Raw genomic sequence first — 14,506 nt, 5'->3', positions numbered from 1 at the left:
AGGCCTATTCCTCTGCGCGATCAGGTGGTCCTTGGCGCAGCCCCCATCGGCGTAGCGCCGCATCAACCTCCTTCTCGATCGCGGCCTTGTCCGCACCGGACAAGGCATGCTCAGCCGCTTTGCGAACCCACGACGGATCACGGGTGTCGTAACCTAAGGGGTCATCAGTAGACGGCACGTAGCTGTCGTTCGCTGCCGACGATTCCTCCTCGGTTACCAAGGCGGTCTTTCCGCGCTCGCCTTGCGGACGTTGATTGGACACCAGAATGCGCTTCCCGAGTGGACGAAACCCGATCTCGTCGAGACCAGAGCCGAAGGAGCGGTCGTCAGTGCGTTGGTCCGCTCCCGGTTTCGAGTTGATCGACCGCGAGCCGCGTTTCTGTCGCGATTTACGTTTTCTTGGCATGTCTATGTACTCATGCTGCGTGGAAGCTTCGCAAGGCTGACCGTCGGCCGACGGTGTCTTTGAATGATCTCCCGGACCTCGTCGCCGGACAGCGATTTCGCTTCGATCAATCGTCCGGCGATCTCATCCAAGGCGGCGCGTCCGCTTCTCACGATCTCCTTTGCCCGCTCGAACTCGCTAGCGATGATGTCGTGCACTCTCCTTCGCAATTCGGGATCGCTGGCACGGAGGGCATCGAGGCGGCTTGGGGCGTTATCCGCGACGACGAGCGTGTGTCCCATGCCAAGACCAGCCTCCAAGAGCGTTGCTGTTCTGGTCACGGTATTCAGGTCGGCATTGTGGGAACCTGCTGCGCCGTCGAAGAAGGCTTCGAACACCACGGTTTCGGCTGCGATGCCCCCCAAGGTCACGGCGATGTCGTCAAGGTACGCAGCCCTGGTCCTGCGCATATGCCGCGGCATCGCGTAGATCGCCCCGCCGACCTGATTGCCGTTTCCAGGCATGGCGTAGCTGGCAATTTTGACGCTCACCAGTTCACCGAACCCGAGCTCAACGGCGACAATGGCATGTCCGGCCTCGTGGACAGCGACGGAACGAAGGTAATCGGGCGGAAGCTCGGGTGCCGGCGGCAATTCTCCGACAATGTGCGCACCGGCGAAGTCTTCCCTTCGTCGTCGGGCCGATCGCTTTGCAAACCGCACGAGTTGCCCGATGTCGGCTCCGGAATAGCCCTCGGTCGCAAGGGTGACCTGCTCGGCTTGGTTCGGATCGAGGTCGATGCCGCTGTGATATTTCAGAATTGAACGCCTGGCATTTTCGTCAGGCAGTGTGACCTCAAAATGCTGACCGAGCCTGCCTGGCCGGCGGATTGCCGAGTCGAGGTGGTCCGGGTTGTTGCACGCCGATACGACGATCACCCCTTTGCGCCGATTGAAGCCGTCCAGCAATTCAAGGAAGCCGGCAATTAAGCCGCGCATGTAGCCACGGTTGCGGTCAGTTGCGCTTCGGTCCCCGAAAGTGTCGACCTCATCGACGAAGAGAATCGCCGGAGCCTGAGCTTTGGCCTCATCAAAAGAGGCACGCATGGCTTTCAAATGGTCATCGAGAGAGCCCGCCATCTGCCAAGCCGAAACAGAGCCGTAGATCAACGGAACGCCGCAGGTCTTGGCCAGCGCACCGACGAACATGGTTTTCCCCGAACCGGGCGGACCGTAAATCAGGACTCCGGAGTCGACCTCCTCCCACTGGATACGTCCAGCCTTGTAGTCTGCCAAGTCGATCTCGAGGTCGCGCCCCCAATCGAGAAGCGGTCCGAACCCGTGCATTTCGTCGAGCGTTGGCCCGTCGGGTTCCTCCGGTACAGCGGACGGGAGGGCACGTGGATGCTGTCGCAACCGCTCCAGCGCGGCGATCGGCCCACGACGAGTGTGGAAAGCCTGGTCTAGTTGAGACCAAGACTCCGACAGCAGAATATCGACGTCCCTTTCGGTCACGGGAATACCGAAACGTCGCAGCGCGGCCTCGGCCTGCCTTCTCGTCGGAGGCCTGACATCCACGACGGCATCCGCAAGGAGCCACGCTTCCCTGTCGAGTTGCCGGCCAGGCCCGGCGAAGAAAATCGCCTGGTCCTTGTTTTGGGCCACGATTTGGTCGCGATGTCGATGTTCGTCCCAGGCGCTGATGCATGGATTGTAGTCCCGGCTCTCCTCCCAGAGCCCCATCAGGAACACCTCAGCGGCGCGAGAGTAAATCGGCAAGTAGCAGTCGCCTTGGACTTGCAGGATGGCGATGAACTTCGAGTTTTTTCGATTCCAACGCCGAAGCGCCGCCGCGATCCCGCAATAGGCCAGGAAAACCGGCAGGGTGACGTAAGGGTCGTCGTTCGGTTGTGACAGCTTCCAAGGGCAGCGAAACCGCTTGTCGGAACGTCTAGTCATAGCGGCGTTCTCCCAAATCGATTACAAGGGCCGGATCGAAGTCGGGGACCGGTTCATCGGGGTAGCCCCGTGGGTTGCAGATCACTCGGGTGTCGACGATGGTGTAGTCGCTTCGATTGTGCAGATGACCGTGAATCCAAGCGACAGGTTGGTATTTGGCGATGTCCGGTTCGAGATTCGAGACGAAGCTCGGTGTCAGGGGAGCGCCGACGAATTCCGGAGCAAGAGAAAGGATACTGGGCGCGTGGTGCGTCACGACGACCGTCGGGCCAACGTATGGCTCGTCAAGGGTGGTCCGGATAAAGTGCTTGTCCATATGATTGAAGCCGCTCGCATGGCCCGACGTGAACCGCTGGAACGGCTCCTTCGAAACCTTGATTTTGCGGTAGTCGTTCAGTTCGTTCTGCGCGCTACGCATCGCCCACGACATGTTGCCATAAAGGTTGAAGTCGCCCCACAGCGTCGCGCCGACGAAACGAAATCCTCCAAGGGTAATTGCACGACGGCTCAACACGTGGACGTTAGGGAAGCGATCGGAAGCCGTGTCCATAGCTTCCTTCAAGCCCTCTACGATCGAAGCTCGGTAGTACTCGTGATTGCCGGGGACCAGGATTACCGGCATGAACTGCGAGACGTATACGCCCAAATAGATGACGCTCTTCGCCGGCCCGCGGTCGCAGATGTCGCCCGCGCATATGCAGACGTCGGCTTCCGGAACTTCCAACGGAACTACCTTCTCGTCGAATTCGGTATGAAGGTCAGAGAAAATCCGGGCCTTCATGACCGACCTGCAAGGCGTTCAGTCCAGTAGTCGGGATCAACCCTGGTCCCGAGGCGATACCAGCGGGACATGGTCCGCGCGATTCCCCGGTCGGGATCGAAATAGAAGAGCTCGCTGGACAGCGCAGGTCTTCCGTCACCTACCGAAGGGTGTCCCAACGTGCGCCCGATCAAGCAAGGCACGGACCGCTGCGCCAGAGCCCAAGTGTTGATCGCCACCGGCCGAACTTGCGTTGCGTCGCATTTGCCCACGCATTCGAGATCGTTAGCGAGACATCTGAGACTATGAACAAGAGACGATTGAGACACGCCAAACCACGCCCTGAAAAACAAATCTTCGCTTCGCATTTGTCCGTCTTTTTGGAGTCATGAGATGATTGGATTGAACAGGCTGGCATCGAGGCCGCTGTAGCTTCACTGACCTCTGCAAAGCAAGTTCGCCAACCCATCAGCTAGCGAACGGGCTCACACGCAGACCAAGGCCTTTCTAGCCAGCTCCAGGCCATGACCCTGTGAGTGCCTGCCAAGGACAGCAACTGTCCTCACCAACATGTTCGAACCAAAACCCCACTTTAGCGTCTTCCATTCCGTCGCCTCCATGATTCGCCTCGGTGACTGGTAAACACTAGAACAAAATATTGACATTGTGGAGTCAAAATAGCCTCCAAAACGTCAGAATTTGACTCTCAACGGGTTGACCCGGTTCTTCAATTAAATGATTGTCTACGTAAGCCCGGATGCCTTGAGAGCTGCCCGCGCGCTGGCGCGCCTTAACCAGCGCGAAGTTGCTGAGAAGTTGCACATTTCAAGAAAGGCAATGACTGCTTGCGAATCCGGTGAAGGAGCGACGCTTGCCGCGGTTGCGCGTCTTCGCCAATTTTACGATGGGCTCGGGATCGAGTTCCTCGGGTGTGCAGATTTCACTACCAACAAGGTGACTGGCGCGGGTGCGCGCTGGAAGTCGGCAAGCTCAGTGCTGGACCAGAATGCCGCCCGCCACTTTCACGGAGAACCAACCCGCCATGCTTTCGCAGCTGCCAGAGGGCTTTTGGGACTCGACCAAACACAGGTCGCGGCACGGGTGTACCTCACCCCGAGACAAATTGGAAACCTCGAGGCTGGAACGAGCTATACCAAGGAAAGCTACAAGAGCCTCCAAACTTTCTACGAGGATAGCGGCATAGAGTTTCTTGGGTCCGGCCGACCAGATTCGCTTTTTTCGGGCGTGGGTGTTCGCTGGAGGAAAAGATAGCGCAAAACCCGACCTTCCCAGGGCGTCGAAAGTCGAATTACGGGCTTCACGCGGCCACCACGGTTCGGGACTTTTTCGGGAGATTGCGCTCTGCAGAAGGGAGTTGGACGCAACATGGCTCCCACTTGAAAGTGGAGCCCAAGGGGTTTTTCGAGTATGTTTGCTGTCAAATCAAGAGGTTAGATGGCGACCCCTGCAGGACTCGAACCTGCGACAACCTGCTTAGAAGGCAGGTGCTCTATCCAGCTGAGCTAAGGGGCCGTCGGGCGTTGCCCTCTTGCGGACTTGCCAGAAACCTCAGTGGGTCCAAGGCTGCATCCGGTTGAAACGGAAATTGTCCGAATAGGACACATTCTTGCGCGTCGAATCCTTCGGCGCGATCACGCGGTAGTCTATGCCGTTGCGCTCAGCGTAGGCGATTGCCTGTTCCGCGCTTTCGAAGGTGAGCCGCAGTTGCTGGCGCATGTCGCCAGAGCTTGTGTATCCCATGATCGGGTCAATGGTACGCGGCTTTTCCTGATCGAACTCCAACACCCACAGATGCGTCTTGGCCTTGCCGGACTGCATGGCTGTTTTTGCGGGACGATAGATCTTCGCGGACATTGTTTTGAGCGGCTCCCGTTATCCACCGCAGCGCCGTGACTTTCACCGAACGATCGCTGCAATACGTTTATTTGCTGCATAATTCCTGGGTTTAAATAGACTCCAATTAAGGAATTGTGCAGCAGCACAGCATGGGCTCTAGTCCCGCCGTGCGTCTTCCCTTAGCGCAGATTGATCCAAAACGGAATGACCGATGATGGGAAAATGACGCTTTTCCGACGGCTTGCGGTGCCGCACTGGAAATGCACCACTGGCGCGGCTACTCGGTTTGTCGCGAACCAGCAGAAATGGATCAGAGGAGAGCTTCTCTTCTACGCCACTGGTCCATGCAGTGCTCGCACATGGGCGTCCGGAAGTCGTTAAACGAAACGCCAGAATATCAATGATTTCAGCAAATTAAGTGGTCGGAGTGGAGAGATTCGAACTCCCGACCCTCTGGTCCCAAACCAGATGCGCTACCAGACTGCGCTACACTCCGTACCAACGAGGGCGGAGATACACGCTTCGCCTCGTGCCTGCAACATGAATTTTGTGCCCGGCGGAAGGTCGCGACTTGCTCAGTTCGCGGCGGGGATCCGGGAACCTTCGAGGCGGTCGCCCGGCTCTATGCCGAGTCGTTTCACCGTACCGGCGTTGAGCTCGAGTACAAACGCCACCGGCTCACCGGAATCGATGATCGCCTCAGACAACGGCACGGCGTTTTCATGAATCGTGCGAACAGTTCCATCGCGCGCGACGAAGAGCATATCCAGCGGCAGATAGGTGTTTTTCATCCACATCATCACCCGCCGCGTCTCGCCAAAATCGAACAGCATGCCGTGATCCGGGGCCATCTGGCGGCGATACATCAGCCCCTGCTCGCGCTGGCCCGGGTCGACCGCGAGTTCGACGGTCAAGTCATGCGCGCCCGTCCCCGTCAAAAGACGTAACTTGTCACGCCCGAAGGAAACGTCGGCGAAAACCGCGGAAACGACCATCGACAACAAAAAAAGCGCCGCGACGGCGCTTTTAGCAAATATCCGGAGAGACGAAGCCATCAGTGCGACCGGTTGGTTGGCGTCGGGCCATCGGGATGAATCTCCGCAGCCATCAGACCCTTTTCGCCGTCGCCGAAGCGGACCAGCACCACCTGGCCGGGCCGCAGTTCCGTGAGCCCGAAGCGACGCAGCGTCTCCATATGCACGAAGATATCCTCGGTCCCCTCACCCCGTGTCAGAAAACCAAAACCTTTGGTGCGGTTGAACCACTTTACGAGCACGCGCTCCAGACCACTGGTGGGCGTAACCTGAACATGTGTTCTGACCGGGGGAAGCTGAGAAGGATGGACGGCTGTCGATTGATCCATCGAGAGAATGCGGAAAGCCTGGTATCCGCGGTCCCGTTTCTGAACAAGCGCGACGACGCGCGCACCCTCAAGAACCGTCTGATAGCCGTCGCGCCGCAGGCAGGTAACATGCAGCAATACATCCTGCATGCCGCTGTCGGGCACAATAAAGCCAAAGCCCTTGGCAACGTCGAACCACTTGATAACGCCTGTAATTTCGATGAGGTCAAGGGCGTCATTGCCAAAGTCGTCATTGTGGATGACGTCTTTCGAAGATGTTCTATCCGCCATTCTCCCAGCCCCTCGTTTACGCGCAACTCTTGATACGGTTAACTGATTCTTATTGACCAGAATAACATCGTCCCGCCGCGCATGCGCAAGTCCCTCGACATATTTTGGCCGGGGTCATTTATGGGGACGCAGCCTTGCCTCTGGCTTGCTGCAGGATAAGTATACGACATATTCTCAGAAACAGGGACAACCCAATGCGCTATCTGCACACGATGGTTCGTGTAAACGACCTGGACAAGGCTCTTCACTTCTACTGCACGCTTTTCGGCCTCCAGGAAATCCGCCGCTACGAAAACGAAAAAGGCCGATTCACGCTGGTCTTTCTTACCGCACCCGGCGACGTCGAGCAGGCCAAGGACGCAGCCTCCCCCTGCCTCGAACTCACCTATAACTGGGACACGGAGGACTATACCGGCGGCCGCAACTTCGGCCACCTCGCCTACGAAGTGGACGACATCTACGGCTTCTGCAAACATCTGATGGACAATGGCGTGACCATCAATCGTCCTCCGCGCGACGGGCACATGGCTTTTGTGCGCTCACCGGACGGAATTTCGATCGAGATCCTGCAGAAAGGCGAGCACCTGCCCGCGCAGGAGCCCTGGGCTTCGATGAGCAATACCGGCAGCTGGTAAGCTCCGCGCAATTTCGGCTGAATAGTTTCCAACCGTGTCATCGGCTTGGTCCGCTTGGCACGGCACCCAAGGCGAAGCCCGAAAGATCGGACATATCGACGAATGATCTTCGGCCCGGCCAGGATGCCGGGCCTTTTTGCGTATCTATCATGAAGGCACGAAAAGGTTAGTGCAGGTTTACAAATTGCGCGATGTTCATTAACTTTGCGCACCAGACGTTGAAACGGGGTTCTGCTTCGCAATCAATTGCGGCGTCAAAGCCCTTTACTTGGCCTGACCTTTCCCGTGGTGTGGCTTTTGCTCACCGCGAGGAAAATGAGTTGTTTGTTCTGGGGCGATGTTTCGGAACTGAGACTTAATGCATGTGCGATTGCGAAGCCTCGGACGTGCACGGAGAGCGGGGATAAGACGTTGCAACATCTGGAGGGGAAATGCGCGTTCGTGACGTTCGGACGCGCGGCCGCACTATCCGTATCATTATTCGCATTGGCAGGCTGCATGTCGTCGACCAGCGACGAGGTGGCTTCCCTGAAGCCGCAGCAATCGGCGGCACTATCGCAGGCGGCGGCCGAAAGCGGCGAGGCGCAAACCGCGTCCGACTCCGGAACCGTCGGGCCTCAGGTTACGAGCGCTGCCGCGCAGACCGATCCGGCGGCGACACGGCAATCATTGACGATGCAGAACACGGGCCTGCGCGCCGCCTCGTCCAGCATTTACGGACAAACGCCCGCCGCCACGGCTGATGCCCAAACGGATGCCAACCAGGCGGCAGGTGCAGCGCGCGGCAACGCTATCCTGCCGCAACCAACGGCTATCAATGCGACAAACAACAGCCTCTTCAGCAACGGGCAAACCATGGCCGAGCCCACCGCTCCATCGCAGGGCGCCAGCAACGAGACGCAGGCTGAAGAGCAGACCGTTGCAGGGGCCGCCGCGAGCGAACCGGCGACAGATGCCGACCTCCCGCTCGTGGTTCCGCTGCCGCTCAGCGCGCAAGCTGCACTGTCCGGAAAAATGCCGGTCGAGTTGCAGCCGGTAGAAGTTGCCTCGGTGGATCCGGCGACACTTCCGCAAGCGAATCCCGGTCAACCGGTCGATCCGGCGAAAAAAGAGGGCGAGACGCAGCAAAGGACCAAGACCTGGACGCTCGCAAGCCTCTTTGCACCGAAGCGAAAGGAGAAGCCGCGGGCCGACGGCGAACCCACCGTCCAGCAGACGGAGAAGAAGACCATCACGGCGAGCAATGCGGGCCAGCCGCAAGTCGCCTCGCTCGCCTACAACTCTTTGCCTGGGGTCAACATGAATCCGCTTTTCAGCATGGAGCATGAAGATCACGTCGCCGACGAGGAGGACGCGCCAGTCCAGACGGCGGCACTGTCCGGCCTCGCCCGTCTCGCGCCAAACGGCCTTGTGCTCCAGACAGAGAGGGTGGAAACCGGCTGCTTCAGGCCAGAGCTTCTCGAGATGCTGAAGACGGTCGAGAGGCATTACGGCCAGAAGGTCATGGTCACCTCCGGACTGCGGGCGATCAAGGTCAACCGGAAACGCCAGTCTCTCCACACGCGATGCGAAGCCGCCGACATCCAGGTCAAGGGTGTCAACAAGTGGGACCTCGCGAGCTTCCTGCGCAGCATTCCGGGTCGTGGCGGCGTCGGCACCTATTGCCACACCGAATCGGTTCACATCGACATCGGTCCCGAGCGCGACTGGAACTGGCGATGCCGCCGGCGCAAGGGGTGACGCTTCGCGATCGTTGAGGTGCTAAAGAGCTCTCACGAAGCGTGAAGAAAGCCCGTTCGGTCGCGCTGTCATTTTTTTGAGAAAAATGAATTTAGCCGCTTGCGGGAATCCAAAGGCCTCTCTATAAGCCACCTCGTCTTGGGCGCCCATCGTCTAGCGGTCTAGGACGCCGCCCTTTCACGGCGGAAACACGGGTTCGAGTCCCGTTGGGCGTGCCATTCCTTCTTAAATATAGTTGCGGATACTTTGTGGCTGCGATCTCGCACCGCGTTTATGCTTTCCCGAGGAATACGGAAAACTTTCAAGACTTTTCCGCAAGAAAAATACGATTTGGCGGCAGTTGATCACTTGCGGGAACCAAAAGGCTTCTCTATAAGCCACCTCGTCTTGGGCGCCCATCGTCTAGCGGTCTAGGACGCCGCCCTTTCACGGCGGAAACACGGGTTCGAGTCCCGTTGGGCGTGCCATTCATAAATCAAATACTTAGACAGCAGTTCTTCAAGTCAGGTTCCCTAATTCTCGGGGAATGCTATTTGACGACGCTGACCTTTGAATGCCTGGTCCGCCGCCTCGTTTCTTCGAGCGACATCATCGCCTTCGGGCCTTCCTCTCGTTCATCTCCTTCATATAGACGCGTGCTTGCTGCGGCTGCTATGCGTCAGGCTGTGCTGGAGATCTCGGTCCCGCTCGCGCCGCTCTCGGCGAGGTCGGTGGCAAAGGCCTTGGCATGGGTAATCCTCCTCGGTTGAGTTTGTCGATATCCCGCATGTCACGATTGGCGCTCCGCTTCGCCCCGGTCGCGCTCTCCATATGTCCTCATCGTCCCGAGAGTTAATGATTACGAATTTGTCACTATGTTTTGGCGTGGGGTGACACTAGTAACCATCCGCGACGAGGCAGCTTTGAAACCCGGAGGACGGTCCCCCACCTCCTCCGTTTCATGCTGGCAACACCCTCGTTGGTCGCCGCCGGGATTGGCCGCCAAAACTCTCCCGGCGGCGGTTCTCGCCACCATCAGGACGGTCCCCGTTCCCCGCCGGGAAATGCGACAAAGTGCGAACAGAGGGTTTTCCCCAAAAAGTTTAGCAAGAACAAATGGGATGGCAGTCCCATCGGGAGTGCCATCCCTTCCGCGTCTTTCCTTTTTGCTGTTGCCGAGTGTTTTTTTGCGCAAAGTCGCTTGCGGCGGGCTTGGGAAATCGGAAGGCTTGAGCTATATGTGCAATTCGTCCGGCGCGCCCATCGTCTAGCGGTCAGGACGCCGCCCTCTCACGGCGGTAACACGGGTTCGAGTCCCGTTGGGCGTACCAATCCCATTTCGCTCGTGGATGTTAATGACACCTGGCAGCGAACGAACGTTCGCCACTGATCGCGCCGAACCTCTCCACAAGTTTCCCGCAAAAATCGAATTTAATGGCGCTCGCTCACTTGCGGGAATCCGAAGTGCTCTCTATAAGCCACCTCGTCTTGGGCGCCCATCGTCTAGCGGTCTAGGACGCCGCCCTTTCACGGCGGAAACACGGGTTCGAGTCCCGTTGGGCGTGCCATAATCCAATCCAATCAAATAATTACAGGCTTTAGACGCCGACCCGAAGATCCCGGTCAAGGTAGCCAGACACCTTGGGCCTTTCGTGTTACAGCGCTTGCGCGCCAATATTTGAGAGATTTCTGATATACTAGGAGCCCTGGCCCCGGGGCTGCTGGCCCGAGCGCGGCTGGGATGAAAAAGGGGGGCCATCCATGAAGTATCGTGCGTCGAGATTGATTGCGGCCTGCTGGCTTTCTAGTGGGGCGCTCGTTTCGTGCACCGCCGTGACGGGAAGTATCGAGTCTACGCCTGGAACCCATCAGATAGCGGGCCATCCGTATCGCACGATGAATGATTGTGTCCGGAAAGCCCCTGTCGGCAGGTTTGATCTGAAATGCGACGTTCCGCTGCTCGGCTACCGCAATTTCTCCGACCCAACGATCGTACCGCAGATCGGCGCACCCGAGGGCTTCAGTTTTCGATAGGTGCGGTTCGCACTCGGAGGCAACTGACGGATGGCGTCGGGACGGACCTGGCATCGGCAAGGAGCAGGCTGTGACTCAGATCATTTCATTGCTTCATTGAAACAATGAAATGATCTAACCCTTTGAAACTACGCAATTCCGGACAGAAAACCGTTACACACTTTTCCTGGAATTGCTCTTGCAGGCCGCACTCCCATCAGACTCCACGCTCTCGAATTCGTCAGGTCGCTTTTGCGGCGTCCGTCACCCGCAGTTGGACGCGTCGGGTGCCTTGCCAGAGGTCTGCGGAAAGCGATCCGGCGACATGGATGGTGGCACCGCGGCCGCGGAGCAGAAAGTCGCCGAGAGGTGTTTCCGCGGCGCGAAAGGCGATACCGTCGATCCGGCTGCCATCCTGGCCCTCGAGCGTTACCTTGACGTGATTGGAACCGACCTGTCGGCAGTCGCGCAGGCGGTGCTGCGGAAAGGCGAAGACCGGCTGCGGATGCCCAGAACCATAGGGACCCGCCTGCTCCAGCAGATCGACCAGCTCGATCGTCGCGCCCGACGCGCCAAGCGCGCCATCGATCTTCAGGGTTTCCGTGGACACAAGATCGCGCACCACCGCTTCGGCACGCTCTTCGAAGAGCTGACGAAGCCTGCCGAGGTTCGCGCGTTCGACCGTCAAGCCGGCTGCCATTGCGTGGCCGCCGCCCTTGACGAGAAGACCGGTTTCGACCGCCGCCCGCACCAGCCTGCCCATGTCGAAGCCATTGATCGAACGCCCAGACCCCGTTCCTCGCCCGCTCGGATCAAAGGCGATCGCAAAGGCCGGCCGGCGGAATTTTTCCTTGATGCGGGCTGCAATGAGCCCGACGATCCCCGGGTGCCAGTTTTCTCGCGCCGTGACGATCACCGAGGCCGCCTCGCCGGTCCCGTATTCCGCCAACACCTCCGCTTCGGCCTCGGCGAGCATCGCCGCCTCCATGGCCTGACGCTCGCGGTTAAGCTCATCGAGCCGGCTGGCGATCACTTCTGCGGCCGCCGCATCGTCGAGCGTCAGTAGCCGGCTGCCGAGCGCGGCATCGCCGATTCGTCCGCCCGCATTGATACGCGGGCCGATCAGGAATCCAAGATGATACGGCGTCACGGGGCCACCGATCGCAGCCTTACGGAGAAGCGCCGCGAGGCCCGGATTGCCCATATGACGCGCGGCGATCAGGCCCTTGACCACATAGGCGCGATTGAGCCCCTTGAGCGGCACCACGTCGCAGACTGTCGCCAATGCGACAAGATCAAGCTGCGCCAACAGATCGAACGACGCGGCACGCGCCTCGCCTTGGCCGCGCAGCACCCGCAAGGTGTTGACGAGCACAAGATAGACGACGCCGGCAGCACAAAGATGTCCCTGACCCGACAAGTCGTCCTCGCGGTTCGGATTGACGAGCGCATGGCACAGCGGAAGGGAAGAGCCCACCTGATGGTGGTCGATGACGACGACATCGATGCCGCGTTGGGCGGCAACCGCGAGGGACTCAAGACTGGTCGAGCCGCAGTCGACGGTAACGATAAGATTGGCGCCGTTGTCGACCAGTTGCTCGATCGCCTGCGGATTCGGGCCATAACCTTCGAAGATGCGGTCCGGAATATAGATGTCGGCCTCAATGCCGAAGTGGCGCAGGAAGCGGACCATCAGCGCGCAAGAGGCGGCGCCGTCGACGTCATAGTCCCCGAATATTACCATCTTCTCGCGGCGGCGTATCGCCAGTGCCAGCCGCTCGGCCGCCTTGCGGCAATCGGTCAACGTGTCCGGATCAGGCATCAGCGCGCGAAGCGTCGGATCGAGAAAGGCGGCGGCATCATCGAGCGCTACGCCGCGGCCCGCCAGCACGCGGGCGATCATCTCGGAATAGCCATGGACCTGGCTGATCGCCAACGCCCGGTTTTGCCCGGCTTGATCCAGACGCGACACCCAGCGCTGCCCGCTGACCGAGCGCTCGACGCCGAGAAATGCCCGTTGGATCGGATCCGCCAATACGTCCATGCTATTTGCCCGCCTGCATTCCCCTGTTCTTAGCGGACATTTCGGGCTGGCAGAACCCGAATGAACAAGGCTCCGGCGGGCCGGAGGCCTGTCGGAGCCGTTTCTCAACAGTTTTAATGTGTCAGAGGGCGATCAGCCCGCCTTTGGCCGCTCGATACGGATGACCTGCGGCTCCCCGACAAGATAACCCTCGCCCTTGATGGCGACGATCGCCTTGCGCACGGAAGCTTCATGCGTGGCATGCGTGACCAGGATGATCGTCTTCGGTTCGGCAGGATCCGCATAGTGCTTGGAATGCTGCATGATCGATTCGAGCGAGATATCGTTTTCAGCCATGTGCCCCGCAATGTTCGCGAAGACGCCGGTACGGTCGAGCACTTTCAGCCGGATGAAATAGCCGCCTTCATGGCTTTGTATGCGGGCCCGCTTGTAGGGCAACAGCGCGGTTGCCGGGCGCCCGAAAGCCGGTACGTGTTGTGCGCCTGGACGGCTCTTGGCGATATCGGCGATGTCGCCGAGCACGGCCGAAGCAGTCGCGTTGCCGCCGGCACCGGGACCGACCATCAGCAACTCGCCAAGAATATCGGATTCGATCGCAACCGCGTTCGTTACACCGTCGACCTGCGCGATGACGGAATCGTAAGGCACCATCGTCGGATGAACGCGCTGCTCGATGCCGCTTTCGGTGCGCTGCGCGACGCCGAGCAGCTTGATGCGGTAGCCGAGGTCGGCCGCCGCCTGGATGTCCTCAATCGAGATGTTGGTGATGCCTTCGAGATAGATGTCATCGGCGGCGATTGCCGTGCCGAAGGCGAGGCTGGTCAGGATCGAGAGCTTGTGCGCCGTATCATTGCCCTCAATGTCGAAGGCCGGATCCGCTTCGGCATAGCCCAGGCGCTGGGCTTCCTTCAGGCAGTCTTCGAACGAAAGCCCTTCCTTCTCCATCTTCGTCAGGATGTAGTTGCAGGTGCCGTTCATGATGCCATAGACGCGCGAGACGGTGTTACCCGTCATGGACTCGCGAAGCGCCTTGATGACCGGAATGCCACCGGCAACCGCCGCCTCATAGTTGAGCAGTGCACCATGCTCTTCCGCGATGCCGGCAAGCTCGATGCCATGGGCGGCCAGCAGCGCCTTGTTGGCGGTGACCACGTGAATACCGCGCTGTAGAGCGGCTTTCACGGCCGAATAGGCCGGATCCCCGGCACCGCCCATTAACTCAATGAAAACGTCGATATCCGCTTCGGACGCCAGCGAAACGGCATCATCGAACCACTTGATGTTCGCGAGTTTCACGCCGCGGTCCCTCGATCGGTCCCTCGCCGTCACCGCCATGATCTCGATCGCCCGACCGCACGTGGTTGCCAGCATCTCATGACGATCCTGGAGAATCCGCACGAGCGAGGCACCGACGGTCCCCAAGCCCGCAATGCCGATTTTGAGGGCATCTGACATAGCAAGTTCCTAACATGTGGAGGCCCCGCCAGATGTGGCGGGGCTAT

Annotated in this window: 12 protein-coding genes and 6 tRNA genes; 7 read left to right on the top strand and 11 right to left on the bottom strand. The window is 59.3% G+C overall.

Annotation, left to right across the window (positions count from 1 at the left end):
- Positions 1-4 precede the first annotated feature (4 nt).
- From FKV68_RS08315 to FKV68_RS33625, 4 genes are all read right to left on the bottom strand, one after another.
- Complete coding sequence (locus FKV68_RS08315; RefSeq protein ID WP_180941024.1) at positions 5-406, bottom strand: hypothetical protein; 402 nt, start codon at positions 404-406, stop codon at positions 5-7.
- Positions 407-408: 2 nt separating this feature from the next.
- Positions 409-2,127: an AAA family ATPase gene (locus FKV68_RS08310; RefSeq protein WP_180941023.1), complete on the bottom strand. Its 1,719-nt coding sequence runs from the start codon at positions 2,125-2,127 to the stop codon at positions 409-411.
- A 208-nt stretch (positions 2,128-2,335) separates the two neighbouring features.
- Complete coding sequence (locus FKV68_RS08305) at positions 2,336-3,124, bottom strand: metallophosphoesterase (RefSeq protein WP_180941022.1); 789 nt, start codon at positions 3,122-3,124, stop codon at positions 2,336-2,338.
- On the bottom strand, positions 3,121-3,471 hold the full coding sequence (locus FKV68_RS33625) for a DUF6634 family protein (RefSeq protein WP_342454830.1): 351 nt from the start codon (positions 3,469-3,471) through the stop codon (positions 3,121-3,123). Before FKV68_RS33625 ends, FKV68_RS08305 begins: the two co-directional genes overlap by 4 nt.
- Before the next feature lie 367 nt (positions 3,472-3,838).
- Between FKV68_RS33625 and FKV68_RS08300 the strand changes: the two genes are divergently transcribed.
- On the top strand, positions 3,839-4,375 hold the full coding sequence (locus FKV68_RS08300; RefSeq protein WP_180941021.1) for a helix-turn-helix domain-containing protein: 537 nt from the start codon (positions 3,839-3,841) through the stop codon (positions 4,373-4,375).
- Between the two features lie 184 nt (positions 4,376-4,559).
- Here the strand turns inward: FKV68_RS08300 and FKV68_RS08295 are convergent.
- From FKV68_RS08295 to FKV68_RS08275, 5 genes are all read right to left on the bottom strand, one after another.
- Positions 4,560-4,636 (bottom strand) — tRNA-Arg (locus FKV68_RS08295).
- 36 nt (positions 4,637-4,672) lie between these two features.
- The gene (locus FKV68_RS08290) at positions 4,673-4,978 is read right to left on the bottom strand and encodes an ETC complex I subunit (protein WP_136507071.1); all 306 of its coding nucleotides are present in this window, start codon (positions 4,976-4,978) and stop codon (positions 4,673-4,675) included.
- Between the two features lie 401 nt (positions 4,979-5,379).
- Positions 5,380-5,456 (bottom strand) — tRNA-Pro (locus FKV68_RS08285).
- Positions 5,457-5,535: 79 nt separating this feature from the next.
- A complete protein-coding gene (locus FKV68_RS08280) occupies positions 5,536-6,015 on the bottom strand; it encodes a DUF192 domain-containing protein (RefSeq protein WP_180941020.1) in 480 nt (159 codons plus the stop codon).
- Positions 6,015-6,593: a cold-shock protein gene (locus tag FKV68_RS08275; protein ID WP_180941019.1), complete on the bottom strand. Its 579-nt coding sequence runs from the start codon at positions 6,591-6,593 to the stop codon at positions 6,015-6,017. The genes FKV68_RS08280 and FKV68_RS08275 overlap by 1 nt, the downstream gene beginning before the upstream one ends.
- Before the next feature lie 194 nt (positions 6,594-6,787).
- Here FKV68_RS08275 and FKV68_RS08270 point away from each other — a divergent pair, with 194 nt between their 5' ends.
- The 6 genes from FKV68_RS08270 (at position 6,788) to FKV68_RS08245 (ending at position 10,515) form a co-directional block, all read left to right on the top strand.
- Positions 6,788-7,228 (top strand): VOC family protein, encoded by a 441-nt coding sequence (locus tag FKV68_RS08270; protein ID WP_180941018.1) that lies wholly within the window; start codon positions 6,788-6,790, stop codon positions 7,226-7,228.
- A gap of 411 nt (positions 7,229-7,639) precedes the next feature.
- Positions 7,640-8,968 carry a YcbK family protein gene (locus FKV68_RS08265; RefSeq protein ID WP_180941017.1) on the top strand — a complete coding sequence of 443 codons (1,329 nt, stop codon included), beginning with the start codon at positions 7,640-7,642 and terminating at the stop codon, positions 8,966-8,968.
- A 142-nt stretch (positions 8,969-9,110) separates the two neighbouring features.
- A tRNA-Glu gene (locus FKV68_RS08260) sits at positions 9,111-9,186 on the top strand.
- Between the two features lie 173 nt (positions 9,187-9,359).
- Positions 9,360-9,435: transfer RNA gene (locus tag FKV68_RS08255), tRNA-Glu, on the top strand.
- A gap of 768 nt (positions 9,436-10,203) precedes the next feature.
- A tRNA-Glu gene (locus FKV68_RS08250) sits at positions 10,204-10,278 on the top strand.
- Positions 10,279-10,439: 161 nt separating this feature from the next.
- Positions 10,440-10,515 (top strand) — tRNA-Glu (locus FKV68_RS08245).
- A 686-nt stretch (positions 10,516-11,201) separates the two neighbouring features.
- Here FKV68_RS08245 and recJ read toward each other — a convergent pair.
- Together recJ and FKV68_RS08235 are read right to left on the bottom strand one after the other, a co-directional pair.
- Positions 11,202-13,004, bottom strand: a complete 1,803-nt coding sequence (recJ, locus tag FKV68_RS08240; protein ID WP_180941016.1) for a single-stranded-DNA-specific exonuclease RecJ — start codon at positions 13,002-13,004, stop codon at positions 11,202-11,204.
- 132 nt (positions 13,005-13,136) lie between these two features.
- Entirely contained in the window at positions 13,137-14,459 is a 1,323-nt protein-coding gene (locus tag FKV68_RS08235) for a homoserine dehydrogenase (protein ID WP_180941015.1), read from the bottom strand.
- Positions 14,460-14,506 lie beyond the last annotated feature (47 nt).

Origin of the sequence: Sinorhizobium mexicanum, from assembly GCF_013488225.1 — a bacterium.
Taxonomy (GTDB): Bacteria; Pseudomonadota; Alphaproteobacteria; order Rhizobiales; family Rhizobiaceae; genus Sinorhizobium; species Sinorhizobium mexicanum.
Note: the sequence above shows the minus strand (reverse complement) of the source record. Positions and strands in the feature narration are given on the sequence as shown.

Bases quoted from the DNA above. Each gene is read 5' to 3' on its own strand.
- FKV68_RS08270 (WP_180941018.1), top strand. From the start codon at position 6,788: ATGCGCTATCTGCACACGATGGTTCGTGTAAACGACCTGGACAAGGCT.
- FKV68_RS08280 (WP_180941020.1), bottom strand. From the start codon at position 6,015: ATGGCTTCGTCTCTCCGGATATTTGCTAAAAGCGCCGTCGCGGCGCTT.
- FKV68_RS08300 (WP_180941021.1), top strand. From the start codon at position 3,839: ATGATTGTCTACGTAAGCCCGGATGCCTTGAGAGCTGCCCGCGCGCTG.
- FKV68_RS08235 (WP_180941015.1), bottom strand. From the start codon at position 14,459: ATGTCAGATGCCCTCAAAATCGGCATTGCGGGCTTGGGGACCGTCGGT.
- FKV68_RS08290 (WP_136507071.1), bottom strand. From the start codon at position 4,978: ATGTCCGCGAAGATCTATCGTCCCGCAAAAACAGCCATGCAGTCCGGC.
- FKV68_RS08310 (WP_180941023.1), bottom strand. From the start codon at position 2,127: ATGGGGCTCTGGGAGGAGAGCCGGGACTACAATCCATGCATCAGCGCC.
- FKV68_RS08275 (WP_180941019.1), bottom strand. From the start codon at position 6,593: ATGGCGGATAGAACATCTTCGAAAGACGTCATCCACAATGACGACTTT.
- FKV68_RS08305 (WP_180941022.1), bottom strand. From the start codon at position 3,124: ATGAAGGCCCGGATTTTCTCTGACCTTCATACCGAATTCGACGAGAAG.
- recJ (WP_180941016.1), bottom strand. From the start codon at position 13,004: ATGGACGTATTGGCGGATCCGATCCAACGGGCATTTCTCGGCGTCGAG.
- FKV68_RS33625 (WP_342454830.1), bottom strand. From the start codon at position 3,471: ATGCGAAGCGAAGATTTGTTTTTCAGGGCGTGGTTTGGCGTGTCTCAA.
- FKV68_RS08315 (WP_180941024.1), bottom strand. From the start codon at position 406: ATGCCAAGAAAACGTAAATCGCGACAGAAACGCGGCTCGCGGTCGATC.